29 protein-coding genes are annotated in these 25990 nt (G+C 43.0%); 3 read left to right on the plus strand and 26 right to left on the minus strand.

Translation table 11 applies throughout. The annotated features are described in order from the left end of the window. Nucleotides 1-70: 70 nt before the first annotated feature. The 5 genes from AC4J95_RS17130 to AC4J95_RS17150 form a co-directional block, all read right to left on the minus strand. Nucleotides 71-775 carry a TVP38/TMEM64 family protein gene (locus tag AC4J95_RS17130; protein ID WP_494550912.1) on the minus strand — a complete coding sequence of 235 codons (705 nt, stop codon included), beginning with the start codon at nucleotides 773-775 and terminating at the stop codon, nucleotides 71-73. After that, a complete protein-coding gene (locus AC4J95_RS17135; RefSeq protein WP_494550913.1) occupies nucleotides 775-1701 on the minus strand; it encodes a sulfurtransferase in 927 nt (308 codons plus the stop codon). Before AC4J95_RS17135 ends, AC4J95_RS17130 begins: the two co-directional genes overlap by 1 nt. 316 nt (nucleotides 1702-2017) lie before the next feature. After that, on the minus strand, nucleotides 2018-2458 hold the full coding sequence (locus tag AC4J95_RS17140; RefSeq protein WP_494550914.1) for a hypothetical protein: 441 nt from the start codon (nucleotides 2456-2458) through the stop codon (nucleotides 2018-2020). A gap of 4 nt (nucleotides 2459-2462) precedes the next feature. Beyond that, complete coding sequence (locus tag AC4J95_RS17145) at nucleotides 2463-3518, minus strand: hypothetical protein (protein ID WP_494550915.1); 1056 nt, start codon at nucleotides 3516-3518, stop codon at nucleotides 2463-2465. Nucleotides 3519-3789: 271 nt separating this feature from the next. Further along, the gene (locus AC4J95_RS17150) at nucleotides 3790-4638 is read right to left on the minus strand and encodes a MerR family transcriptional regulator (RefSeq protein ID WP_494550916.1); all 849 of its coding nucleotides are present in this window, start codon (nucleotides 4636-4638) and stop codon (nucleotides 3790-3792) included. 89 nt (nucleotides 4639-4727) lie between these two features. On the opposite strand from AC4J95_RS17150, the gene AC4J95_RS17155 reads away from it, so the two are divergent. After that, nucleotides 4728-5756, plus strand: coding sequence for an NAD(P)H-dependent amine dehydrogenase family protein (locus tag AC4J95_RS17155; protein WP_494550917.1), 1029 nt, complete (start codon nucleotides 4728-4730; stop codon nucleotides 5754-5756). A 59-nt stretch (nucleotides 5757-5815) separates the two neighbouring features. On the opposite strand, the gene AC4J95_RS17160 is transcribed toward AC4J95_RS17155, so the two are convergent. The 7 genes from AC4J95_RS17160 to AC4J95_RS17190 all read right to left on the minus strand — a co-directional run bounded on the left by AC4J95_RS17160 (nucleotide 5816) and on the right by AC4J95_RS17190 (nucleotide 11107). Continuing rightward, nucleotides 5816-7030, minus strand: a complete 1215-nt coding sequence (locus AC4J95_RS17160) for an ABC transporter permease (protein ID WP_494550918.1) — start codon at nucleotides 7028-7030, stop codon at nucleotides 5816-5818. Further along, nucleotides 7020-7706, minus strand: a complete 687-nt coding sequence (locus tag AC4J95_RS17165) for an ABC transporter ATP-binding protein (protein WP_316402386.1) — start codon at nucleotides 7704-7706, stop codon at nucleotides 7020-7022. The genes AC4J95_RS17160 and AC4J95_RS17165 overlap by 11 nt, the downstream gene beginning before the upstream one ends. Next, nucleotides 7703-8521: an efflux RND transporter periplasmic adaptor subunit gene (locus tag AC4J95_RS17170; RefSeq protein ID WP_494550919.1), complete on the minus strand. Its 819-nt coding sequence runs from the start codon at nucleotides 8519-8521 to the stop codon at nucleotides 7703-7705. Before AC4J95_RS17170 ends, AC4J95_RS17165 begins: the two co-directional genes overlap by 4 nt. 190 nt (nucleotides 8522-8711) lie before the next feature. Next, nucleotides 8712-9077: a DUF1048 domain-containing protein gene (locus AC4J95_RS17175; protein WP_494550920.1), complete on the minus strand. Its 366-nt coding sequence runs from the start codon at nucleotides 9075-9077 to the stop codon at nucleotides 8712-8714. After that, nucleotides 9070-9402, minus strand: a complete 333-nt coding sequence (locus tag AC4J95_RS17180; protein WP_316402396.1) for a PadR family transcriptional regulator — start codon at nucleotides 9400-9402, stop codon at nucleotides 9070-9072. The genes AC4J95_RS17175 and AC4J95_RS17180 overlap by 8 nt, the downstream gene beginning before the upstream one ends. A 26-nt stretch (nucleotides 9403-9428) precedes the next feature. After that, entirely contained in the window at nucleotides 9429-10184 is a 756-nt protein-coding gene (locus AC4J95_RS17185) for an ABC transporter permease (protein ID WP_494550921.1), read from the minus strand. After that, entirely contained in the window at nucleotides 10181-11107 is a 927-nt protein-coding gene (locus tag AC4J95_RS17190) for an ATP-binding cassette domain-containing protein (RefSeq protein WP_316402398.1), read from the minus strand. The genes AC4J95_RS17185 and AC4J95_RS17190 overlap by 4 nt, the downstream gene beginning before the upstream one ends. A 189-nt stretch (nucleotides 11108-11296) precedes the next feature. Between AC4J95_RS17190 and AC4J95_RS17195 the strand changes: the two genes are divergently transcribed. Then, nucleotides 11297-11839 carry a biotin transporter BioY gene (locus AC4J95_RS17195; protein ID WP_316402399.1) on the plus strand — a complete coding sequence of 181 codons (543 nt, stop codon included), beginning with the start codon at nucleotides 11297-11299 and terminating at the stop codon, nucleotides 11837-11839. A 106-nt stretch (nucleotides 11840-11945) separates the two neighbouring features. Next, nucleotides 11946-13124 carry a macrolide family glycosyltransferase gene (locus AC4J95_RS17200; RefSeq protein WP_494550922.1) on the plus strand — a complete coding sequence of 393 codons (1179 nt, stop codon included), beginning with the start codon at nucleotides 11946-11948 and terminating at the stop codon, nucleotides 13122-13124. Nucleotides 13125-13144: 20 nt separating this feature from the next. Here AC4J95_RS17200 and AC4J95_RS17205 read toward each other — a convergent pair whose 3' ends face one another. The 14 genes from AC4J95_RS17205 to AC4J95_RS17270 all read right to left on the minus strand — a co-directional run bounded on the left by AC4J95_RS17205 (nucleotide 13145) and on the right by AC4J95_RS17270 (nucleotide 25703). Further along, on the minus strand, nucleotides 13145-13681 hold the full coding sequence (locus AC4J95_RS17205) for a histidine phosphatase family protein (RefSeq protein ID WP_316402402.1): 537 nt from the start codon (nucleotides 13679-13681) through the stop codon (nucleotides 13145-13147). Next, entirely contained in the window at nucleotides 13678-14136 is a 459-nt protein-coding gene (locus AC4J95_RS17210) for a hypothetical protein (RefSeq protein ID WP_316402403.1), read from the minus strand. Before AC4J95_RS17210 ends, AC4J95_RS17205 begins: the two co-directional genes overlap by 4 nt. Before the next feature lie 17 nt (nucleotides 14137-14153). After that, complete coding sequence (dgoD, locus tag AC4J95_RS17215; RefSeq protein ID WP_494550923.1) at nucleotides 14154-15299, minus strand: galactonate dehydratase; 1146 nt, start codon at nucleotides 15297-15299, stop codon at nucleotides 14154-14156. Between the two features lie 16 nt (nucleotides 15300-15315). Continuing rightward, complete coding sequence (locus tag AC4J95_RS17220; protein ID WP_316402405.1) at nucleotides 15316-16683, minus strand: PTS galactitol transporter subunit IIC; 1368 nt, start codon at nucleotides 16681-16683, stop codon at nucleotides 15316-15318. 24 nt (nucleotides 16684-16707) lie between these two features. After that, on the minus strand, nucleotides 16708-16986 hold the full coding sequence (locus AC4J95_RS17225) for a PTS sugar transporter subunit IIB (protein WP_316402406.1): 279 nt from the start codon (nucleotides 16984-16986) through the stop codon (nucleotides 16708-16710). Nucleotides 16987-17004: 18 nt separating this feature from the next. Continuing rightward, nucleotides 17005-17463, minus strand: coding sequence for a PTS sugar transporter subunit IIA (locus AC4J95_RS17230; protein ID WP_196004097.1), 459 nt, complete (start codon nucleotides 17461-17463; stop codon nucleotides 17005-17007). Then, nucleotides 17463-18095 carry a bifunctional 4-hydroxy-2-oxoglutarate aldolase/2-dehydro-3-deoxy-phosphogluconate aldolase gene (locus tag AC4J95_RS17235; RefSeq protein WP_494550924.1) on the minus strand — a complete coding sequence of 211 codons (633 nt, stop codon included), beginning with the start codon at nucleotides 18093-18095 and terminating at the stop codon, nucleotides 17463-17465. The genes AC4J95_RS17230 and AC4J95_RS17235 overlap by 1 nt, the downstream gene beginning before the upstream one ends. A 15-nt stretch (nucleotides 18096-18110) precedes the next feature. Then, complete coding sequence (locus AC4J95_RS17240; protein WP_494550925.1) at nucleotides 18111-20153, minus strand: BglG family transcription antiterminator; 2043 nt, start codon at nucleotides 20151-20153, stop codon at nucleotides 18111-18113. 178 nt (nucleotides 20154-20331) lie between these two features. Next, the gene (locus tag AC4J95_RS17245; protein ID WP_494550926.1) at nucleotides 20332-21231 is read right to left on the minus strand and encodes a ketose-bisphosphate aldolase; all 900 of its coding nucleotides are present in this window, start codon (nucleotides 21229-21231) and stop codon (nucleotides 20332-20334) included. A 23-nt stretch (nucleotides 21232-21254) separates the two neighbouring features. Beyond that, nucleotides 21255-22106, minus strand: coding sequence for a class II fructose-bisphosphate aldolase (locus AC4J95_RS17250; RefSeq protein WP_494550927.1), 852 nt, complete (start codon nucleotides 22104-22106; stop codon nucleotides 21255-21257). 15 nt (nucleotides 22107-22121) lie between these two features. After that, complete coding sequence (locus tag AC4J95_RS17255; protein ID WP_494550928.1) at nucleotides 22122-23207, minus strand: PTS fructose transporter subunit IIC; 1086 nt, start codon at nucleotides 23205-23207, stop codon at nucleotides 22122-22124. 192 nt (nucleotides 23208-23399) lie between these two features. Next, nucleotides 23400-23714 carry a PTS fructose transporter subunit IIB gene (locus AC4J95_RS17260; protein WP_316402464.1) on the minus strand — a complete coding sequence of 105 codons (315 nt, stop codon included), beginning with the start codon at nucleotides 23712-23714 and terminating at the stop codon, nucleotides 23400-23402. A gap of 23 nt (nucleotides 23715-23737) precedes the next feature. Next, complete coding sequence (locus AC4J95_RS17265) at nucleotides 23738-24232, minus strand: PTS sugar transporter subunit IIA (RefSeq protein WP_494550929.1); 495 nt, start codon at nucleotides 24230-24232, stop codon at nucleotides 23738-23740. 1 nt (nucleotide 24233) lies between these two features. After that, entirely contained in the window at nucleotides 24234-25703 is a 1470-nt protein-coding gene (locus tag AC4J95_RS17270) for a BglG family transcription antiterminator (RefSeq protein WP_316402413.1), read from the minus strand. Nucleotides 25704-25990 lie beyond the last annotated feature (287 nt).

Here is a 25990-nt window from a genome sequence, read left to right on the forward strand (position 1 = left end):
TTTAGATCGATTGAAGTAACGCGCAAATAACCTGCACAAACTAATTTGTGCAGGCTATTTTTTGATTGAATTATTTATTCGTCTTCGCCTGTCTGCTTTGATAGATCTGCTTAAAGACATAAACCGCGATAAACAACGCGAACATGCTCAACAATCCGAAAAGAATTGTTTTCGTACTGCCGGTCAGATTACTGCCGACATAAGAGTAAACGACGGTGGCCGGCAGCTGCCCGATACCTGTCGCAATCAAGAACGGGATCGGCTTGATCGCCGTCAAGCCAGCCGCATAGCTGATAAAATCAAAAGAGATAAACGGCAGCAAACGACAAATCAAGATCGTATGTTTACCATAACGATCAAAATATTCATCTAGTTTCTCTAACGAAAAGTTTTTATTCATTTTCTCAACGAGATCACGTCCCGCGATCCGCGCGATATAAAAACATACCAGTGCTCCCGCCATCGCACTCGTCCATGAAAGCAATGCGCCCTGCCACCAGCCGAAGACCGCTGCGTTGGCAAAGGTGATCAAAAAGGCCGGCAATGGCGCGATGATCGATTGGAACATCATCAGTAAAAATGAGATCACTACCGCCCAGACGCCAAAGGAGCGCAAGTACCCCACGATACTCTCGACACTCATGGAACGAAACAGCATCAAAATTTGCGTCATTTTCGAGCGAACTCCCGGAACAAAGTAAAAACCAACTACAGCTAGTAAAATGACTAGAACCAAGAGGATTCGAGCGAACTTTCGTTTACTTTTCTTATCCATTATTTTTCAACATCCTCGACTTTTGCCCAGCGATAGTACGAACCATCGTAATTCTTCACCTGCTTGAAGCCGCACATCTCCATGACTAATTCCATATAAGCTGAACGAATCCCCGCAGTACAATAAGTCACGATCTTGTCGTCTTTTTTCAACCCTGCATCTTCAAACAGCTTCGTCAACTCTTCTTTGCTCTTCAGCTTGCCGTCTTTTTTGAAGAGATCCGTGAACTTAATCTGGATCGCATCTGGCAAATGTCCGCCTTTGGCTTCGCCGTATAGAACTTCACCTTTGTATTCCTTATCTTCTCGAACATCCACGACTTTGTAGTCATCGTAATCCTTCTTCAATTCTTCTGTGCGAATGATATGCTTCTGATCAATCGAGTCGATCTTGACATCGACAGGATCCAACTTTGTACTTTCAACTGCCGTTTTAAGTCCAGTCTTCTTCAGTGCCGCAAATCCGCCGTCGACTATTTTGACCTCTTTGTAGCCGGCCGCTACTAATTCCCAAGCGATCCGTCCATCATCGCCCCAGCCTTTTTGCGCGCCAGCAAATAGTACGACTTCTTTGTCCTTCGCGATCCCTTTTTCGCCTAAGCGTTTGCCTAGCTCAGCTGGTTCCAGAATCAGGCCCCACTTCTCATCGCCGGAAGCCCCTTCTTCGACTGAAGCAAGATTTTGCCAACCGATGGCAGTCGCGCCCTTGATCGTACCTTTGTTGGCTTCTTCCTCGCCACGCGCATCGATCAAAATGATATCATCCAGGTTTTTCTTTACATAATCGGCATCCACGATGTACTCGCCGGTAAAACCTGACGCTTCTTTTTTCTCAGATTTGGCTGTATCGGCTTCATTCCCACCGCCGCCGCAGCCTGCTAATCCCAAGGTAACTAATGCCAACAATCCAATAATTGTTTTTTTCATTCTTTTCTCCATTCATTTGTCGTTTTTACTTCGATTTTCTATCGAAGCCCAGGACTCTCCCTCTTTTTTGCGTAGCCCGTTCAATTGACCCCACACCAAAGAAACATACCCTCGTATGTTCCCAAACGATTTCCCTCAATGAATGGATTCTATCCATGGCAAAAGAAGGTCCGTTGGGGAGGAGAATTTCAAATTCACATTCTTAGAGACTCTAAGGCAGAGTGTTACACACGATCACTGATGAAAATTCAAAATACTCCCTCCCCTCTTTCTCCGTTTTGCCCCTTAGTAAAAGTATATAAAACGCTTTATGGTTTTACAACAGGTCATTCATCAATCGCAAAATAACCTTGGGCTCCTCTTCTTCATCCTCCGGGTCCCACAAGGACACAAATTGAAATCCTTTCAAATAATACCCAGCTGGCCATTGCTTCATTAGAAAATCAACTTTTTCTGTTAACAGGCGCGGGGCCTCTTGTGGTAAAAGCCGTTCGAAGGATTGGATGATCTTGTCTTCTTCGTCTTCCTCAGGATACGCTTCGAATGGGTCGCCAAAGAGTACTGTCTCCGTCCTTTTGACAGCATAAGCCGCTTCCAGCGTTTTGAAGATTTCGATCCCCGTTTCATCAAAAAGCTTGGCCGTCGTCAAACTCTCTAACGCTTGATGAATACTTTTATTCGATTGCTCCTCACTATTGTTGAAACTCCAGCTATGGGTTTGCCCCACGCCATTGGTAAATACTGCTTCCACATTCATTTTCTTATTTTCCCCTTTTCTTGAAGTATTTCGCGACTTTGTTTCGAAGCTTTCTTTCATCCTTCTCCTTGTCTCTCTGTTCCTTGCTTTTTCCAGAAGTCTGATTGATTTCCTGTTTGCCAGCTTTTTTCTGCTTTTTGGCGCTCGAATGCTGATCATCGGGCGGATCCTTTTCCTTCGTTGAATCGGGCGGTGTCTCAAGCGTTCCTGAAGGTTGTCCAGCCAATTCATTCGGATCGCGTCCGCTTGAAATACTTTGATCAGCCAATTGCCTATCAATCAAATCTCTGATTGGGATATCTTTGATGTCCTCGTAATTTCCAATTGGAGTGTTTTTCGGTTGCTTTTCAGTCTTTTTGCCAGCGGCTTTCTTGCTGCTTTTCGGTTTCGGCGGTTTCTTTTTCACAGTCTCCTCAACCGCCTTGGCTTGTTCCTCTTCCTCAATAAATTGCAGATCCGGCTTGAACGCGTCGCGATGAAAATCAACGAATTCACAGAATTTTCGAACGCCATTTGTCTCGAATATTGTTAGCATCGTCAGGATTTTTAAAGCACCCGCAACTTCTTCGCGATTCTTCGTTGGATGGGCATTCTTCAGCGTCCAGGTATGTTTTCGCCCATTCGCTCCTATAAAAACAGATTTGAGAATAAATTGATGATTCGCCAATTCATCGGTTCTCGTCGGGTCCTTTTCCTTCAGATACGCTTTATATAGACGCGCTTCCTCAGTAGCAGCAAGAAAGTTACTGTTGTCACGATACAGGCGAGCGCTAATTGTTTTCCACTCATTTTTGTCGAAGTAGTCCTCAAAGAACACGCTAAAACGACGCAGCGTATTAGTGGGCGCTGCGTTCAGAAAAATTTCTCTGATTACATCCTGACAGATAAAGGGAATATCAGAAAAGTTCAACGTCAACGCTTGCCGCACCAAGAGCGTGACCACATATTCAATGACCGTCGAGACATCTTTGGTCTCACCGTAAAATTTGATGATTCGTTTTTCAAGATTACTGCCCAGCATATTGAACAGCTGCCGTTTTTCCAAGCGCTTCATTTGCATCCTCTTCCACTCCTCTAATCATTTTTCAGTAGTAATATAAACACACATACGTCTCATATAACGCTTTCATTTCCTCGTGCTACAAACTTTATAATTAAAAAATAACTCTCAGTTAAGAAAAAAGCTAGCCCGTTACTAGCATTTTTCTACCCTTTCGACGTTATATTTTTAAAAAAATGAATAAAACACAACGATTACAGTATAAAACTGACTATTAAACGGTTTTAAATAACTATCAAAATAACAAAAAAAATACAGCCGCAGACTGTATTTATTTCCATAAATTTTCTACTCGTTTCTTGACTGGGATCTGCATCCGAATAAACATCCTTCGATTCATGGCATCGGTTTTATTTTTTTCATAGACGACTTCGCAAACATAGTCGCCCACGATTTGATACTTTTCCTGCTGAAGCGCCGCTTTGAACTGACTCAAAGCCGGCAGCTCCTCCTTGAAGGAATGACAATAAAAGGTCGCGTACAACCCGCTCTTCAGGCTTTCCTTATGATCAAAATGACTTGGCGTAAAAATGAACAGCTCCTGCGAGACAAAGTCTTCTGCTAAAAATTGCTTCTTAGACATAATCGAACCTACTCGATTAAAGCGGCCGATCGGCATTTTTAATTGACTCACATGATTCTTGAATGCACGTAAGTAATATTCATATTCCTCACCTGACATCTCATAAATATTTTTGTCGATGGGATAGGTCAAGATCGGACGAGCTGGAAAATGAGCCACTTCGATCTCGGTTTGGTTTTTCTTTTCCTGAAAGATCAGCGCTCCCTCTTGAAATGAATCAATATCTTCAAGCTGCTGATCCAAAGCGGCCCGCTGTTCTAAGAGCTCCTCTTTCTTCCGCTCGACCGTATGGCTGAGCTCTGCCAAGCCCTCTGTATCATTCATGATATGCTTGATCTCCTCCAACGAAAAATTGAACTGCTTCAAAAATTGGATATTATCCACAGCCGCCGATTGATTGATATGATAATAGCGGTAATTACTCTCCTCATCGATGTAGGCTGGATGCAGTAAATCGCTCTGTTCATAGTAGCGCAGGGTTTGAACAGAAATATTATTGTACTTCGCAAAGTGCCCGATCTTCATTTTCGCAAACATTTCTAAAACTCTCCCTTGACTCTATAGTTACTATAGACATTATACTATTATTGTGAAATAAAACACAATTATATAAGGAGGACATTTCAATGGGTTTACAAAAGATCAAAGTTGTTCAGTTTGGGTGTGGCAAGATGGCAAAGGTAATCATCAATTATCTGTACAAACATGGGGCTGAAATTGTTGGTGCGATTGATACAAACCCTGAGGTTGTTGGAAAAGATATTGGTGAGTTCGCGGAGTTAGGGTATGCTACAGGAATCAAGATTTCGGATAATGCGCAGGAAGTTTTTGACAATTGTGATGCAGATGTTGCCTTAGTGACGATCTTTAGCTACATGCCGGAAATGTACGAATTTTATGAATTGTGTTTGAAAAATAAGGTCAATGTGATCACCACTTGTGAAGAAGCGATCTATCCATGGAATACCTCCCCAGCCGAAACCAACAAGCTGGATAAATTGGCGAAAGATAATGGTGTGACGATCATGGGTGCCGGCATGCAGGATATTTATTGGATCAACATGCCTAGCCTAATGATGGCTGGAATGAATGACATCAAGAAGGTCAAAGGAGCCGTCAGCTACAACGTGGAGGATTACGGCTTGGCATTGGCTGAAGCCCATGGTGCCGGCTACGATCTCGAACGTTTCGACAAAGAAATCGCCCAAGCAGAAAGCCTGCCATCCTATATGTGGAATGCCGGCGAAGCGATTTGTTCAAAAATGAACTGGACGATCCAAAGCATTTCTCAAAAGAGTGTACCTTTTACGCTGGACGAAGATGTCTATTCCGAAACATTGGGTGCGACCATCAAGGCTGGTGATGCGATCGGCATGTCGGCTGTGACGTCGATCAAAACCCATCAAGGCATCGAGCTGGAAGTGGAATGTATCGGAAAAGTGTATCGCGAAACCGATGGCGATATGTGTGATTGGGAGATCACCGGCGAACCGGATATGGTCTTCTCACTAGATAAACCAGATACTGTCGCGCATACCTGTGCGACGATGGTGAATCGTATCCCATCCGTCATCAAAGCACCTGCTGGTTTCATTACCGCGGAAAAAGTTGCGGGACCGGATTACATGACTTACCCAATGCATCTGTATTTATAAAATGAACGAGAAAATCGCCCGTAAACTAACTGTTTACGGGCGATGATTTTTAATTCTATTTATCGCAGCAAGGAGACGATGTCCTTCTTCGCTGCACTCTTAGCCGGCAGCCAGCTAAAGACGATACCGATCACAACTGATAAGCCAAAGGCCAACGTCACCGTGAACAGATCTGGTCGCACTGACAACGGCGTAAACATACTGATGGCAAAGCCTAGCAGCATCGCGATTAGATAGCCGATCGTTCCGCCAACTAAAGTCAACGAGATCCCTTCCAGCAAGAATTGCATCATGATATTGCCTTTTGTGCCACCCATTGCTCGGCGGACACCGATTTCTTTGGTACGTTCTGAAACAGAGATGTAGATCATGTTCATCACACCGATCCCTGAGATGAAGAGTGAGATCCCGCCAATCACTGAGATTAGAAGCGTGATGCTGGTTAACAGCATGCGTAATTGATCCACTTGACCTGCCAAGTCCTCCGTCTTATAGCTTCCCAGCTCTTTCCATGTGCCATATTTTTTTAAGGTGTCTTCCGCTTCCTTTGAAATGCTTTTTACATTCGCGGTTTGGGTCATTTTCACTTGAATCATGTTGCGATCTTCCGAATTGAAATAATTTTCGAAGACATTTTCCGGTAATTCGGCAACTACATAATCCTCTTGCGTCGAAACAATCGTGCCGCCATTGCGATCCTTCATAATCCCGACAACCTCAAATAAATGACCGCCAATTTTAATACTTTGACCAATTAACGAGGCCGGCTCCTCTTTTTTGATTGCTTTAGCCGCCGTTTGATCGATCACTACAACAGGATTCTCATTGTAGTAGTCACTCGGTTGGATGGACCGCCCATGAAGGACCTCGCTGCCTGTGTTTTTCAACAATTTGAAACAATTCCAACGGCCATCATTCCCAACATCATCAAAGGTTTGATCCGCGTACTTGATGCCATTGCGGGAATTGTCATAATAGCTCACCGATTGAACCCCAGGGATGCTCTCGATCTTACTGATATCCTCTTCAGTAAACGCATCTAATCCATTCTCATAGAAGTCCCCATTTTTCGGTGTATAGGTATACCCGACGCTTCCGTCAAACTGATCCAAGCCGATAAATTCCGACGCATAATTTTCAAACGCACGACCAATTGAAAAAACGGTGATTACCGCAGATACCCCGATAATCAGTCCGATCATGGTCAAAAAGCTGCGGCGTTTATTTTTCCCGATTGCCCTGAAGGAGGTTTTCCATACTTCGCTAAACCGCATGGGCAACACCTTCTTCCAAGATCTCACCATCTTTTACGGTGATGATCCGCCGACAATAGGCTGCTGCATCAGGGTCATGGGTCACCATCAGGATCGTGACCTTTTCTTCTTCATTCAAACGCTTAAATAATTGCATGATTTCTTCAGAAGTATGACTGTCTAGCGCCCCCGTTGGTTCATCGGCTACGATAAATTTCGGATTGCCAACGATTGCCCGAGCGATCGCTACCCGCTGCTGCTGACCACCGGAAAGCTGCTTCGGCAGTTTATTGTATTTATCAGCGATGCCGACCTTTCGTAGAGCTTCCATCACTAGCGGCTTGGTTTGCTTCTGCTTCATCCCGCCATATAGCAACGGCAGCGCCACATTTTCCATCACCGTATTGTTATCGATCAGCTGGAAGGCTTGGAAGACAAAGCCCACCGATTTATTGCGTAAAGCGGAAAGCTTTTCATCATTAAAACGATAAGCGTCCTCCCCTTCAAAGCGATACGTTCCTTCAAAATCCCCATCCAGAAAACTAATGGTATTGATCAGAGTCGATTTTCCCGAGCCAGACGGACCCATCACCGCGACAAATTCGTGCTCATCGATGGTCAGACTGATGTCCTTCAAGACATGGATGCGCTCCTGATCGGCTGTGTATAATTTGTTGATATTTTCCATCACAATCATTCAACGGTCACATCCATCCCATCCTTGATGCCTTTTGCATCTTTGATAATTTTGTCGTGTTCATTCAAGCCTTCACGCAAAAAGTAGTAGCCATTGCCTTTTTCAACAGTTACTGCCTGTTTTTTCGCTTTCCCTTTAGCGACCGTATAAACAGCTTGTTCGTCGTCTTTTTCCACTACACTCTTAAGCGGCAAATGAATTTCATTGCGAGGAATCAGCAATTCAACGGAATAGCCCACAGGAATCGCTTCATCGGGAACCGCCGTATAATTGTAGGTTACTAAGCTATTCGTGTCCTCTTTTGTTGGTTCATTGTTCATTTCTGCTAATGAAATGATTTTTCCTTTAACGGTTTTTTCATTGTTCGCATACTTGATCTCGATCGGTTCATTCAAAGCGACCTTCGAACGATCATATTCTGTCACCGTTCCTTTGATGGCTGATTCTTCGCTCTTCAAGACCATCAAGGCCTGCTGCGGATCATTCTTCGCGTCTTCATTCATCGATGTCACAACTGAATCATTCGCCGCGCGAATCACTTCACCCCAGCGATAGGTCACTAAAATCTGATCCTTCGTCACATGATCCCCTTCGCTAACGTGAATCGTTTGAACCGGTCCTTTTTCCGCATTCACTAGAACCGTTTGTTTTTTCGTAGATTGGACCTGTCCCTTTAAATGCAGCGGCGTTTGCTTGCTGACTTGGTACATCTCCACTGAGGTATCATCTTTCGCATTTGCTTGGGTGTTTTGATAGAGAAAAAAACCAGCCCCCGCAACCACCAACACTCCGATACCAATAAGAATTTTTTTCATTTTTAACGCCATTCCTTCCCTTTATAGAATTCTTTCACTTGTTTACTCTATAAATTTTAGAGGAAAGTAAAGGGAACGGCTTCCAACGAAAGTACAAAGTCTCACTACAACTTTAGACCGAAGAACGTTTTTTTAATGGTTGTAAAAAAACTAAAAGCATTGCCAGCTAATTTCCTGACAATGCTCTCTATTACTCTTCCTTATTAATTTCTTTTGCGACCCGCTCATTCATCTTTCGTTTTAATTCATTGATCCGAGTTTTCGCTTGGATCTCGTGGAGCATGTTTTCCGCGAATTCGCCAACATCCTCGCCAACTAATTCCAATACAGGAACATTATTGTTAGCTCCTTCTTCGAAAAAGGCCAGCAGTTCATACATTGGCGTTAGCATATCCATGCCATCCCCCGCTGTGAATTCCCATAAAAAGTTTTGGATTTCTTTATAAACCACTTGATAGTCACGAGGTAATTTTTTTAGTCCCGCCATCTGCTTCCTATATTCTGCTTTGTCTGTATAGACCCTTTTGAAATAGCCAAATACATTTTTATCACTCATCGTTCTGACTCTCCTTTAATTTATCGATTTGTCCAGAAATAAATGCCCAACGTTGCCAAAACAACGCCAATTCCTCTCTGCCTGCCTCATTCAAGGTATAAAACTTCCGCATCGGACCTAATGATGATTTCTTTTTCGTGACGGTCACCAGATTCTTTTTTTCTAACCGTAATAAGACGGTATAAACTGTGCCCTCCACAATATCGTCAAAGCCATGCGCTTGTAAATTATTCGTGATTTCATAGCCGTAGGTTTCATGCTGATTAATGATCTCCAAGATCATCCCCTCCAGCACACCCTTCAGCATTCCGGTAATGCCTTCCATCTTGACCATCCTCCCCAGTTCGCTGTCTACCGCAATTTTTTTCGATAGATATACATTGATAATACTTGGAAAACCACGATTGCGCCAATCCCCCAGGCAAAAGCGACCCAAATATCAGATGGAATCGTCCCATTCATCAAGATCGAACGCAATGAATTAATGATCGGTGTCATCGGTTGATAATCCGCAAATCCCCGCAATACTTTCGGCAAAGTATCCGTTGGCACGAAGCCGGAGCTGATAAATAATAAACCGATCAATAAGTAGGAAAGAACACTCGCACCTTCCATACTCTTGGCTACCAAACCGAAAATCACGGCAATCAATGACAACGCATACGTAACCACCAATAGCAGCACGAATGCCACCAGCCATTCCAAATCATCTGCCTTCGGACGAAAACCAATCAAAAAACTTACCAATAAAACAATCAACGCCGAAACTGTATTAAACACAACACTCGTCATCACATGACTGTTAAGAATCGCCGATTTTGCGACAGGCATCGAATGAAACCGTTCGAAAATGCCATTTTGAATATCGCCTTTCAAGCGAAACGAGGTATAACCAACCCCGCTGGCGATCGTAAACAGTAAAATTGCCGGCACAATAAACCCTTTATACGTCTCTTGCGGAATCGTCATCGCTCCGCCAAAAATATAGATAAACGCCAGCATCAACATGATCGGCATCAACACGACCGTGATCACAGTATCGATGCTTCGCGTCATATGCTTCATCATCCGGCCAGTCAGGGTCATCGTATCTGTCAGTACATTCATTTTTCTCCCTCTCCTTGATCCCCCACAATGTAGAAAAAGACATCGTCTAATGTGGATTGTTTTTGTGTGAATGTTAAAATAGTGATATTTGCTTCCTGCAGCTGTGCTAAAACAGCGGTGATTCGTGCCACTTCATTGTTGGTCGTGACGACTAGCGATAGTTCTTCATGATTGACCTTTCCGCCTACCAGTTCGGCTGCTCGTGCTAAAGTTTCTTCATCCGCGAAAGTCAGCTCCAGCGTTTCTTTCGGCAAATGTTTCTTCACCTCTGCCACCGTTCCTTGCAGCGCGATCTTGCCGCGATTTAAGATTGCCACCGTGTCTGCGAGCTGTTCGGCTTCCTCCAAATACTGGGTCGTTAAGAAAATCGTGACCCCGGCTTTTTTCAAGCTGCGGATCATTTGCCACAGAGTCGCCCGCGCCTGTGGATCAAGTCCTGTCGTCGGTTCATCTAAAAAGAGAATTCTTGGTGCGCCGATCAAGCTCATAGCTAAATCTAGTTTTCTCCGCATCCCGCCGGAGTAAGTTTGTGTCGGGCGATCTGCCGCTTCCTGCAAATCAAACTCCGTTAATAATTCATCGACTTTTTGCTTATAATCAGTCAAGTGCCGCAGCTTCGCGATAAGCACTAAGTTTTCTCGTCCGGTTAAGACTTCATCCACCGCCGCGAATTGTCCCGTCAAGCTGAACTCGCTTTGAACCTCGCCTATTTGTGTTAGCACATCTAAACCATCTATCTTAATTTCACCCTTATCAGGCTTCAATAGTGTTGTCATCATTTTGACTGTCGTTGTTTTCCCCGAACCATTCGTTCCCAACAATGCAAAAATATTCCCAGAAGCTACATTAAAATTTATACCGTCGATTACCTTGTGATCAGAAAAAGATTTTTCCAGATCCACCACTTCAATTGCATTTCCCATGATACTCGCTCCTTCTGTACTAAGTATTATTAAGTACAAGTATAATGTATAACTAAGTACTGGAATTGTCAACTACTTTGTTCTACTAAGTACCGAAAAACTTTAAAATTTTTTCTTTACATCTCGTTAACCATCCATTATACTTTCGTTAACCAAAACAAATAATTAAGTTAACGAAAGAGTGAGTCTATGAAATTAAGCAGTCGAGAAATTGTTTTAGCCGGTTTATTTGCGGCAGTAATTAGTATTTTATCCCAGTTCACCATTCCCTTTGGTCCGATCCCGTTGACCCTGCAAACCTTTGCTGTTGGGTTCGTCGTGACCATCTTAGGCAAAAAGACCGGAACCATCGCCGTGGCGATCTATCTGTTGATGGGCATGATCGGTTTACCCGTTCTAGCTGGTGGTTCGGCGGGAATCTCCCATTACTTTGGACCAACAGGCGGCTTCTTAGTCGGATTTATTTTCCAAGCCTACTTCATTGGGTTGATCATCGAAAAAGCTCGGTTCAACTATTTTTGGTCGATCCTCGCCAATGTGATCGGTGCCTTCATCACGTTGTTCTTTGGCTCTCTGTGGTTAAAATTCAGCGGCAGCTTGCCTTGGAATGCCGCCTTTTCAGCCGGAATGATCCCTTTCATTCTGCCAGGCTTGATCAAAGCCGTGGCAGCGGGGTATCTGGGTGTCTTGCTTGGCAAAAGATTGCCCTTTACTAATTTGGTGTATCGTTAAGTTTCCGATTTCTGGAAACTTTTTTTCTTGACTATTTAATCAGGGTACCGTATTATACCGAATCGTAAGGTACCCTTAATAAAAGCGATGAAAGAAGCGAACACTTATGACAAAAGTTTTATTTCTAAATGTAACCACTCATGGACACATCAATCCCTCACTGGGTTTAGTCAAGGAACTAAGCGACCGAGGTGTTGAAGTTGTTTATTTTTCAAATGAAGAATTCCGGGAAAAGATCGAAGCCGCTGGAGCTGTTTATCGACCTTATCACTATGATTTGAACATTTTTAAAAAAGGTTTTGATGTGCTGTTGGATCACGGGTTAGATGTCATGCAAGACATCCTGCGGCAAATCGAAGGTGAATCCTTCGATGCCGTCATCCACTCCATTGCCATGCCCTTCAGTAAACAAATCGCGGAATACTTGCACTTGCCTGCGATTTCGATGTTAGCCGTCTTTATGGGAATGCAGGATTTTATGCAGCCAGACAAAACACCTTTAGTCGGAAAGTTCAAGGCGATGAATGACGCTTATCTGATAGAAGCCAAAAAAATCGAGCAGGCCCTTTCGGTTCAGATGCCTCCTCGCTTTTTCGATTTGATCTTTAATGTGGAGCCCTTGAATATCGTCTTTACTTCTGAATACTTCCTGCCTGAAAGTGACCGAGGGTTCTTTGATGAGAAATATGTTTTAGTTGGCGCGGATATCTATCAACGACTTGAAGACACGGCTGATTTTCCAATTGAACGTTTAAAATCAGCAAAAAACGTCTTATATGTATCCTTTGGTACGATTTTTGGCGACTTTGCGAAAGATCTATATCAAAAAGTTTTCGAAGCCTTCGGAGACTCTGAATATCTCGTTGTAATGGCGGCGCATCAGGTTGGTTTGGATGACTTGACTGTCCCTGAAAACTTTATCGTGCAAGACTACATTCCGCAAAATGAAGTCTTGAAATATGCCGATGTCGCCATTACCCACAACGGATTGAACAGCATGAATGATCTGATCCTAAATGAAGTCCCCTTTGTCTCATTACCGATGGGCTCCGATCAACCCGCCCTTGCTGATCGCATCGTCGAGTTGAAGGCAAGTATTCGTTTAGATTATCAACATGTGGATAACGCAGAATTAAACGCCGCTGTGGAAAAAGTACAGGTCGAACCTGAATATTTAAACAATTTGAAGGTCATCAAGCAATCTTTCCTTAATGCCGGTGGGTATAAAAAGGCGGTTGACGCGATTCTCGCTTACGTCGATAAAAAAGTACCTATTTCTCTCTAAGAAATAGGTACTTTCATAAACTATTTAGTTTTTCTATAGGAGACTAATTCCGTGTTTTCAATATTGAAATTCAAAAATTCCGACATGCGCTTTCCATTAAAATAGTTATCCACTACCCGGCTTACCGCATTGTGACTGACCAATAATGGTGTTTCATTTTCTTGACTGATTAATTCTGTTAACAAGGGATAGATTCTGCCGGCAACATCTAAAATAGATTCGCCCTGTTCAAAAGGCAGCGAAAACTCATTTCTGCTGTTTTGGAACTCTTTTGTTTGGATAGGCAGACCATCGTATACACCAAAGTCCATTTCCATCAACCGTTCCTCCACTGTAATCGGCAAACCCAGCTGCTTTGCGACAATTTGAGCCGTTTCCTTCGCTCGAATCAAGGGCGAACAAATTATCTGAGTGATAGGCTGCGTTAGTACTTTGGCCTGTTCAGCTAACAATAAAGCTTGCTTACAGCCTTCTTCTGTCAAAGGAACATCCGCACGTCCGCAAATTCTTTTTTCAATGTTCCATTGCGTTTGGCCGTGCCGTGCCAAGTAAATCATTCATTCTCCTCCCCGATAACGATCCGATCATGTAAATCATTCTTTTCAAAATAGGCAATCAATTCTTCTTGTGTAGCGTCAAAAACCAGGGATAATCGATTGTTTTTGTTCTTGTAGAAGGAAACAAATTGCGTCCGGTTCGACAGCTCTTCGATTTGGATCTTTTTGAACGCGTGAAAGTCGCCTTCTAAAACACCAAGCTTGATCAAGTGGTCCTTGCTGAAGCCTTCCTTCATGAAGCCGAAGAGTAGGATCAGAATGGCAAAAACAACTAATTTTATCTGATCTGCCAGATGATTTGACCAAAAAATAGTCAATAATAAAGCAGCTAAACCAACAGTGATCAGTTTTTTCATCCAATTACTCTTAGCAGCCAGTACGATCTTTCTTTGTTCCTTATATTGAAGAATTATCAATAAGAATAAGAAACCAGCAATTATTAGCGCCTCTGCCATCCTTGATCACCTTTCCTTTACCATTCCGCTATCGTTCCGTCGTAATTCTTCCATTGAGGATTCGTCCAAACCAATCCTTCTTGGGCGATCTCTTCAATCTTCTCTTCGTCCATTTCAAGTCCTAAGCCGGGCTTATCTGGCAGGTCGACATAGCCATCCTTATATTGGAAAACTTCCTTATTCTTCACGAAATCTAACAGGTCAAAGCCTTTGTTGTAATGAATTCCCAAGCTTTGTTCCTGAATGAACACATTCGGTGTACAGGAATCTACCTGCAGCGTTGCCGCCAGTGCGATTGGCCCATACGGCGCATGTGGCGCAACCGCGATGTCATAGGCTTCTGCCATCGCCGCGATTTTCTTCGTTTCAAGAATTCCTCCACATAAGGCCACATCCGGCTGAATTACATCGATCGCACCTTGATTGAAAATGTTTTTGAATTGCCAACGAGTGTATAAACGTTCGCCAGTTGCCAAAGGTACGGCAACAGCATTCGCTACCTCTTTAAAGTGTTCTTCATTTTCAGGCAAGACCACTTCCTCTAAGAACATTGGATGATAAGGCTCGAGTGCTTTTGCCAACACCTTCGCCATCGGTTTGTGTACACGCCCATGGAAGTCGACTCCGACCGATAGTTTGCTGCCGAAATGATCATGAATCGATGCAACCCGTTCGACGACTTCTTCGACCTTTTCATAAGAATCAATATAGTGCAGCTCCGAAGTCGCATTCATCTTGATCGCAGTAAATCCGCGATCAAAACGATCCTGTGCTTGCTCCAGCACTTCATTGGGGCGATCGCCGCCAATCCAAGAGTACACTTTGATATTATCCCGAGCAGCTCCGCCTAGCAGTTCATAGACAGGGACACCAAAGGCTTTTCCTTTGATATCCCATAGCGCCATCTCGATGCCCGAAACAATCGTGCCATTGATGGGACCGCCGCGGAAAAAGGAACGGTGCATTTCTTGAAATAGGCGTTCAATTTCAAAGGGATTTCTCCCAATCAACCGATTGCCGATTTCATAAGCTCCAGCAACCACTGTTTCCGTCTTAGTTCCCGAGATCATTTCGCCCCAGCCATCGATCCCTTCGTCTGTGCTGACCTTGATAAATATCCAGCGGGGTTTTACTTTATATACTTTAATCTTTGAAATTTTCACGATTGGACTCCCTTTTTTAGTTTGTAGGTGCTTCCTTCATAGTTTCCACATTGATTTTCTTAACGCCTTCGAAGTAATACCAAGCTCCCGCAAAAACCAGCAGTAAGATTGGAATACCAATGATTGGTTTAAAGGTAAAGGCTAAGAAAACTAAGTAACTTTGGATCATCGCTGTCGCCGCGAAAGACGAGATCAGCATCGCATTGGCTCCTAATTCGATCCCCACTGATTTAGCGATCGCGGTTAAAACAGGCGCTGTAGCAGTACCACACCATAGTAGTGAAGCAGTCACAACTAACCCGATCACAATGTTCTTAAGCAGATTCCCTCTGGTTAAAGCAACGACCATGGCTACTCGGAAAGGAACCACGGCTAAATCGGCGAATGGCAGCACACGATTTCCCGGCAATACTAACGCCATAGCGATCGTCAATGGAATAATGATCAAAGCAGTCGTAATAACATCTGGATTTCCAACAACAACAGCTGCATCTAATCCGATAAATAGACGACGACCTTTGAATTTAGCCTGCGACCATTTTTGAGCCGCATCCGATATCGGCATTAATCCTTCCATAAACAAGGAGGTCATTTTTGGAATCAAGACCAATACAGCAGACATGCTTACTCCTAATTGGAATATTTGCGTCACATCAAAGCCTGCTAATACCCCAATTACCAGACCAATAACCAAACCCATAATCATCGAATCCCCGAAGAAGCCCAAGTATTTTTGTGCGTCCTTAATGGTAAAGGTTGATTTGCGGAATAATGGAATCCGATCCAATAACCAATTTAACGGCCAAGCAATAACCAGCGATGACAAGGCCGAGACGGTCGGTAAGGAAACCCCGGGAATTCCGAAGAAGCCCTCCACCATTGGCTGTGACCAGTCGGAAATCTTGAAGGTGATAATAGCCATAACAACGGAAGCACCGACACCCAACAGTACGTTTTTGGTCACAAAGTACACCATCACTCCAACGATTGCCATATGATGATAATTCCAAATATCAACATCCAGTGTATTGGTGCGTTTCAGAATTAGTAAGATAATATTCACGATCAAAATTGCAAAGACCAGCAAAGCAATGATTGGCGAAGCCCACGTAACCGCGGCGATTGATCCCCAACCAACGTCTAGTGCATCCAATTGAACACCAGTCCGCTCAACCATGGCTTTTGCGGCTGGTCCCACATTAGTCGTCATGAAATCAAGAATCAGCTTAATCCCAGCAAAACCAATTCCCAGTGTCAAACCTGATTTGAACGCTCTGGTGATTTTCAACCCAAAAATCAAGCCGATGACTGTAATAATTACCGGCAGCATAACCGTTGGCCCAGCGGCCATCAGAAAGTTAAAGACACTCATAATTGCTTTCATTTTTGTCCCTCCTCAAAAGGCAGCTTATTTAACATAGTTCAAAATCTCTTCCATCGTTTGTTCCATACCCATACCAATCAGGATCGGCATCCCTTTAACTACCGGAACATCTCCTGTCTGACCTTCAAACTCGCCAGTGGTGATCAATAAGTCATAGTCCTGGACTTTACTTGGCACTTCCATCAATTTTGTTTGTGTGGTATCAGCTTGCACTCCTTGACTAGCTAAATATTCCTTCACTTTCGTCGCAACAACGGTTGAGGTCGCGATCCCATTTCCACATGCAATTAAAATTCTTTTCATCGTATATTCCTCCTAATTTTAAGCAACTGCTTGCTCTAAAAGCTTCAGTAATTCTTTATTTGATTTTGTATTGACCATCGCTTTTCTCAAGGGCTCATCCTGAATGATCGAAACGATCTTTTGCAGCATTTCGACCTGACCATGCGGCTCGCCGATCGCCATCATAATCACGATTTGAATTGGCAGCTCGGCCTGCTTCTTTTCCATGTTATGAAACTCGACTGGTTGTTTCAGCGTCGCAATCGCCAACGTCGTTTTGTTGACCATTTCAAAATTCGCATGAGGGATTGCTATGCCAGGCTCTGACGAAGGTAACCCAGTCGGATACTCCTGCTCCCTATCCTGAATCGCTTGGATGTATTCGTGTTTTACATAGCCCTTCTCAAATAGCTTCTCAGCCAAGAATGCCAAAACATCCTCTTTCGTCTTCGCCAAAACTTCTCTAAATACTAATTCTTCATGCAAAAATAATTCCATCAAACACCTACTCCTTCCACACTGGAAAGCAATTTCTGCATCGATTTCGCTAATCCATCACTAGCTAAATGCGCTAAATCGCTCTTGTTAAACATGCCTGATCCGAGCCCCAAGTAGCTTGCACCGTTTGAAAGAAAGCTTTGGGCATTTTCGATCGAAATTCCGCCAACCCCCATCAACGGTAGTTTTCCCAATGGTGCTTGAACGTCTTTAAAAAATCGTGGGGTTACAACTGAGGCTGGGAATACCTTGACCATATCCGCGCCTCGATCAAACATTTCATTAATCTCAGAGGGAGTCATCGCCGCTGGCACACTCAATACCTGATGTTGTTTCGCATAATCCAGCATTTCCTGAGTAAAGGTATGAGGTCCTAATAAAAATTGCGCTCCAGCTTGAATTGAATCCTTCACATCCTTGATTGAGCGAACCGTGCCAGCGCCTATATAAATTGAATCCCCATACTTTTCTGTCAGCTGCTGAATCTGCTGCAAAGCATTCGGTGTGTTTAACGTCAGCTCAACTGCGAACTCTTTTTCAAACCCCTTCATGGCTGTTAAAATTGCGTCAGCCTGCTGAAAGGTATAACCGCGCATAATAATCGTAAAGCGTGGGTAATCTGCTCTTTTCATGTCAAACCTCTCTTATCATGTAAATTGTCTAATCAACTGGTAAATTGATTTTGTCTCTTGTTCAGTCAGTAATTTCTGCAAAAAATCCTGATTCGTACTGATATCCGCAATTTGGTTAATCGCTTTCAAATGTTTGGTCAAATCAAGAAAGGACAATGGAAGAATCATTTGGACCCCTCTTCGATTAGGAAAATCAATCGGCTTTTTACTGATTAATAGACTGATTCCTTCTCTTTGAACACCATGCTCAACGGTTGTATGAGGGATACAGGTTTTTTCTCCAAAAAATCCCGCATAGTTGGGCTGACGAATCTGCTGCAGACAATCCGCAATAAACTCATCATTGATCACCTGATTATCCACTAATGGTTTACAAGCCAAGACAACGGACTCTTTCCAAGTAATCTCTTCATCAATGACCGTGATATAATTCGGCTTTAAGTAATACGTAAGTGAAGGCAATACCTTGGTATTTTCCAGTGGTGAATCTTGTTTTTCCTGCAAAAGAAAATATTGCAGTTCCTCCTTTAGTTCCTTCGAGCTGGATACATCGGAGTATTTCTGGATGATCCCCAGCAAACGATCCACCGATTGATCAACCTCATTAATCCCCAGCTCATTTAACACTCGATAACGTAAGCTGATCTGTTCCTTATAGGTCATGATCGGGTCAATGATAAATTGAGGCAGCTCCGTTTCCAGCGGTATCGTGGTAAAAACAAGATCATAGTCCACTTCAAACTGATAAAAATCACGCACAGAAAACGATGACAGAAATTGCAGCTCGGTAAAAAGTTTTTCTAAGCTTTCCCGAATAACCTTTGAAACCATCACACCATTGGTACAAACAACGACTGCTCTCGGCTTTTGTTTCTTTATCAGATGCTGATTGCTCAACTGAAAACCAAAATAATAAGAAAGAAGCTCCAATTCATCATTTGGAAAGGCGCGTCTCAACCAATTTTCAGTTGGAACGATCAATTCCTTCATCAAGTCGCTCAAGATCGCGTGATTGCTGTCTTGGATCAAACTGTCTAAAGAATACACACCCAAACTCAAGTTATACTTGATCCGGAAACAGGCCGGACGCAAATGATTCAAAATACGGCGTTCAAAGTTTTCACGGTCTTCAATCGTAGTGAATGTTTGGCGTTCAAAATTGGAGACCATTTCTCGGATCAATTCTTTCAGCCGACGATCAGAATCGAATTCCTGCGTAGTCTTCTTCTCAAAAATATTTGATATCAAAAACAACAGAGTCATCCATTCGAGATAGCCTCTAGAAAGTTGCCATTCAGTTTCCTTGATCAAAACATTCAAAAACCGGTACTCAGGTGTATCTTTTACTTCACCTTCAAAAAAATCTTCTACTTCCAGCTTACTCTCACAAATTCCTCGAGCTAAGAGCAGCGGAATGGTATTTTTTAGATACTCCAGTGATTCATCTGAATAGCTTAGATGCAGCATCTGCTCCATGTTGTGAATCAGATGAATAACTTCCTCTCTTGATATATCAATGCTTAGGTGTTCAATCACTTCATCGCGTTTAAAGATCGGATAACGTTTTACCAAATCAGCCAGTAGCTGGAGAATCTTATGCTCTGACCCTTTGATTTGATAGCCCTTTGCACGATCGTACTTCAGCGATAAATAATACTTTTGAATCAGTTGATCGGCTTTTTTTAAATCTTCTGCAACAGTTGTCTTGCCTACAGCCAGAAAATCACTGAGATGATCAACACTTACGTACTCTGTGTTCGTAATCAGAAACATCGCAAGCAGCGCGGCTCTTTCCTCATCAGAAGGAACACTCGTTAACTCTTCTGTTTGTTTTTGTTGTGCTGACATCATTTGCAAAACTTCCAGCGGGACATTAAAGTCTCCCGCATGGTTGCGTTCGATACTTGGAATCTTCTGAGTGATCAATTCAGAATTAAATTGATTGATGGCATAATTAATTTGCCTTCTAGTCAATCCAAGCTCTTTCGTCAGTTCAGCCATCTTTATCTCAGGCCGCTTTGTTAGTATGGTCAGAATATTTCGGATCCGTTCATTCATTTTCTTTCCCTCCTGACATCTTCATTATAGCGAGAATCGTGAAGGAGCTGTTCTTGTTTTCAAACCTAATTTTGTCACAGCAGCAAAAGGGCTTTGTCACAGTGCAAATACTTCTAAAGAAATACAAAAAATAAACCCTAGTCTCTCATGTCAGAAAGACTAGGGTTTGCTTCATTATTTAATTTTGCTCTTGTCTCCAAGGCTGCACATTTTCTTTACGATAAACGGCTGCTTGACCGATTGAGTTGAACAGTTCCATTTTTTGCTTAACGACTGCTTTGGCTGCATCGATACATTCTGGGTAGATCGCATTTGGGTCCCATAATTCAGTCGTTGATAGAATCTCACGACATTTTTTGTAGAAGGCATATTTGTAGTCCGATGAGATATTAACCTTTTGAATCCCGATTTGCACCGCTTTAGCGATTTCTTCATCTGGATTCGCTGATCCGCCATGTAGCACTAACGGAATATCGACTCTGCTCTTGATGTCTTCCAATACATCCATCTTCAATTCCGGCTTAATGTCCTTTGGATAAATTCCATGAGCCGTACCAATCGCCACTGCCAATGTATCGATTCCTGTTTTTTCAATAAATTCTTCCGCATCCTCTGGTTTTGTGTAAATTACTTCTGACACGCCGCCTTCAACAGATGTTCCGGTATTACCAATCGTGCCTAACTCACCTTCGACAGAAACACCAATCTTGTGACAAACATCCACGACTTCTTTCGTGATCGCAATGTTTTCCTCAAATGGCAGCAACGAACCGTCGATCATGACGGAACTGAATCCACAGTGGACAGCCCGCATGATGCTGGCTAAGTTATCCCCATGATCCATGTGAATAACGAATGGAACAGAACTATTTTTTGCCCGAGAAACCGCATATTGGAAAAATTCATCTTTGGTAAAATCCAATTCGGTTGGATGAACCGCGATGATCGCTGGCGCATCATTTTCTTCCGCCGCTTCAATGACTACCCGTAAGAAATTACTGTCGGCTACGTTGAAGGCTCCTACGGCAAACTTGTTTTCCTTTGCAACTTCTAGCATTTGCTTCATATTGATTAACATTTGACTTGGTCTCCATTCTCATTTTAAGATTTATTTTTAGAACCCGAAAGTTCGATGTACCGTTTGACAACTTCTTTTCCTGCCGCCATCGTTTGATGAACGAGCGTTGGATAATCCACCTCTGGATTTTCACTTAATTGTTTCTGGACTTCGGCTTTTTGCGCCTTCATAAAATCAGAACCAACGTTGATCTTATTGATTCCTAATTCGATCGAACGAAGAATATTTTTCTCACCCGCACCCGAGCCGCCATGTAACACCAACGGCAGGTTCGTCGCCGTTTTGATTTTTTCGACAATATCAAAGCGGAAATCTGGCACGTAACCTTCGGGATAATCCCCATGACTCGAGCCATACGATAGGGCTAAACAATCCACACCCGTCTCTTTTATAAAACGAATCGCGTCATCCGGATCGGTGTACATCTCGTCGTTAGTAAAATGATCACCTGCCACAGCCCCCATATCGCCAACTTCAGCTTCAACACTGGCATTGTAAACTTGCGCTAATTCCACCATCGCCTTTGTGATGCGAATAATTTCTTCCAGCGTATACATGGACGCATCCATCATGACACTGGAGAAGCCTTCATGCAGACACTGCTTTACGAACGCGACATCTTGTCCGTGATCTAGATTGATCGCTACTTCGACTTTGGCATTGTTAGCCATTCGAATGATCGGCTTTGTCAAATAGCGAATGTCTAAGTGCTCCTTCAAATGATCCTGTAACAGATCGACAATGATCGGCGAGCGCATTTCTTCAGCCGCTTCGATTACGGCTTTGGCTGTTTCCAAATTGAAGCAATTGATCGCCATTACGGCATACTTCTCACGATTGGCTTTTTGCAGCATTTCTTTCATCGAAACATACATGTCTAAAAATCCTTCCTACGAAATCTTGATCGAAGAAAAATCAACTTCTTCCTCTTCCTCGTCATCCTTAATGTCATTTTCAACAGGTTCTTTTTTAAGCACGAACAAGAGAATGCCAGTGATTGCTGAACCGATCAGTAAGGCTAACGTGAATTTCAACGGATCAGTCATCGCTGGGATAATGAAGACCCCGCCAGATGGAACGGGCGACCCTACGCCCCATGACATGCTCAAACCGCCACCGATCGCTGCACCAACTGTACAAGAGAAGATCACTCGTAACGGATCAACTGCCGCGATTGGAATGACACCCTCTGTGATCATACAAAGTCCCATTGGGAACGCAATCTTGATATTGTCTTCCTCTTCTTTAGAATACTTGCGTTTACGGACAATTTTGGATAGTACCCAAGAAATCGTTACACCAAACGGTGGTACCATTGAAGCCAATACCTTCACCGCTTCTGGTCCCTGCACACCTTCCAAAAGTAATCCATCGGCAAATAGTGAAGCTACTTTGTTAACTGGTCCACCAAAGTCAAAGGCCGCCATTCCGCCAACGATCGAACCAAACAAGAATTTACCTGAACCCTGCAACCCTTCCAAGAATTCTGTCAGAGCTTCTGTCGCCCAAACAATCGGCAATCCGATGACAAAAAACATCAATAATCCAATGATCAATGCTGATAAGAGCGGTACGATCATCATCGGCATCAAGCCTTGCGCCCATTTCGGAACCTTCAGATTTTTCACTAAAAATAGAACGAAGAAACCAACCAAGTACCCACCAAGCATGCCGCCTAAGAAACCAGCGCCGATGGAATTTGCAATCAACCCCATAAACAAACCAGGTCCAATACCAGGACGATCCGCAATCGAATACGCGATAGCCGCTGCGATGACGGGAGCCAACAAGCCCATACCTAACACGCCAAGTGAGACTAATGCATCTGGGATCGAATAGGCCGCCTTGTAATCCTCAATGACTCCGCCACCCGTCAAATTCCCAATTGCGATCAACAACCCTGCCGTGACAACAACCGGTAACATGTACGAGATTGCCGTCAAGGCATGCTTTTTCAATTGAAGCTGCTTAAACATTTAGTTCATCTCCTTTTTCATATTAAAGAATTAATTTTTCCAGGGAAAAATTAGTTCGATTTTCAAGCCGTATACCATTCCACTAGGATTTCTATTCTTATGCAGTGGACTAATTCTATGCTGTGTTTTCTTCACTGATTAAACTGCAAAGAGTGGAACTGGCATCCTTTTTCATATTAAAGAATTATTTACCTACGCCTTCACGATTTCTTCTTCGATCTTATTGATCAAGCCTTTTGGTGCTTTGATTACCATACTCGTCGGGATTTCCACTACTTTTTTCCCTTCAAACCGATCTTTTCCGCCGACTTTGATATCTGCGGCGATGATCACCACATCGGCTGCCTTGATCTCTTCCATACTTAACTCGTCTTCAGTCCCAATCGTGCCTTGAGTCTCGATATGGCACGTGTGCCCTAGTGCTTTCGCAGCTTTTTCCAGCTTTTGTTTGGCGATGTACGTATGGGCGATGCCCGAAGTACATGCGGCGATTCCAACAATTTTCATCATCTATTCCTCCATTTTCTTTTTTAATCTTCTTCCATTGGGTCTCGTGATAATAATTCCATCATTTCAGCTTTTGTTTGGGCGTTGACCATATTTTCAATAAAGTCTTCATCTGCTAAAAGCATCGCGACCTTTTGTAGCAGCTTGATATGCATCGTATTAGCGTCGGTATTTTTTACAGCAAATAGGATAATCACACGAACCGGTTCTTCATCCAGCGATTCCCATTCGATCGGAGTCGTTGCTTTGCCCACGACTAACGAGGTCTTGATCACGCTGTCAGATTTTCCGTGGGGAATCGCGATACTATTGCCGATACCAGTCATCCCTTCTGCTTCACGGGCAAACACGTCTGCCGCAAATTCTTCCTCGTCCTCGATATCACCATTTGCCATCAATAATCTAGTCAGCTCATAGATCGCTTCTTCTTTTGTTGTCGCTTTCATTTCCAGTTGGATCAGCTCTTCGGTGATCACATCCGCGATACTGAAGTCATCCATCATTTGCTCTGCTGTCATCTCACATCTCTCCTAACATTTCTTTCACTCGTTTTTCATCCTGCTTAGTAAATACAGAATTCACTAAAATCGTTGGTGTCATCATTTCAATCGTTAAATTGACCGTTGTTAAAATCAGGTCAATGTTCTGGTATTTCTCTGGCGCTTTTGAAAACTTTCGTGCCGATAAGACATCCACAATCTCTAACTCGGGAAAAGCCTTGCGAACCTTTACCTTCAGTAGCTCCGAGGTTCCTACTCCGCTGCTGCACATGATCAGCACGCGTTTTTTCGAGTGGATCATTTCCTTATACTTCACAAAATACAGGGTTAAAAAACCGATCTCGTCTTCTGAAATTTCATTCAATTGATATTTCTCCTCAGCTGCTTGGCTGACCTGTTGAACCTGTTGAAAAATCTCTGGATATTCCAGCTTGATATCACCTAACAAATCATTTTTGACGATAATCTCATTTTTCAAGCGATACAATAAAGGATCAATGTGTTCATATAAATCCTGACGATTCGGCTGTTGGTCAACCTTCATCCCCATTAGATCACTCATCTCTGTCGCAAAAAACTCGGTGATTTCTAACGCTTCCTTTGATTTTCGATTCAACTTGATGGGTTCCTTTTCCATCCGTGAAGAGATCAGATACTGGAATAAGTAAAAAGTCTCGCTTTCCGGCAATACGATGTTCAAATAATGATTCAGTTTCGTAATCACCATCCGCGAAAGCTGATAAAGCTGATCGTATTCTATGATCAGTTCCTCTTCATCCGGGTCCAAACGTTCGGCGCAGGTATCAGCGTGGATCTCGCCCTCCCGCACTCGCTTGATCAGGATATAGATATGGGAAAAGATGTTGCTGTTATAGGGATACGCAATCCCATTTTGTAATTTCTGCTCAATATACTCCAATAAAGAAGTAATGAAGTTGATATCGTAAGAACTGATCTTTTCCTGCTGTGTGGAAAAGTCTTCCTCCCAAACACGATTCGCACTGATCAAGTGATTGACCGCCTTGCGAATATGCTTTTCTGTTCCTTCGATCGAGAGCCGCTGCCCTTTGCGAATCAAAGCCAGCTGATGATCCATCAGAAATTCTGTCATCCGTACCAAATCATTGTTGATCACGGTGTTGCTGACATAGTATTCATCAAACAGATCCTGGATCAGCACTTTTTTTGGTGATTTGAATAACAAGGTCAATAGAATCGTATTTCTTCTTTCCAACGGGCCTTGCACAGTATCGCTGCCTTTTTTTCGAACACTTTCCTTCAGATAATTGTCATAATCTAACCGAAATCCTTTGCCGACCTCGGCTGAAATGAGCTCTCCTACATCGGAGGCTTCATTGATTTTTTTGATCGTACGGTAAATTGTTTTGGTGGAAACATTGGCAAATTCAGCTAACTCTTGAGCGGTGAGTGTCATCCCATGTTTGATAAACAGTTCGATCAATTGTGTTTCACGTTTGCTTAGCTGCATTTTGTCAACCTCCTTGTCATTAATATAAGCTATTTTGCTATTCGTACATTTTTTCTTATGTCCATTGAAATGGACATTTTTATAAAACGCTTTCAATAACTATTTTAAAGTATCATTGAAAATAACCTGATTTTTAAAAATAATAAAAATTCTAATCTCTTCAAAAAATGCTTCAGATTGACCAATTCCTTTCATTATTCGACTTTCCCTCCGACAGATAAAAAAAACAGCGAAAAATTCGCTGTCCGACTTATCTGCCAAAATCTCTCCTGTAAATTTCTACCTAT

It is taken from the genome of Enterococcus sp. GPZ-007, assembly GCF_059374735.1.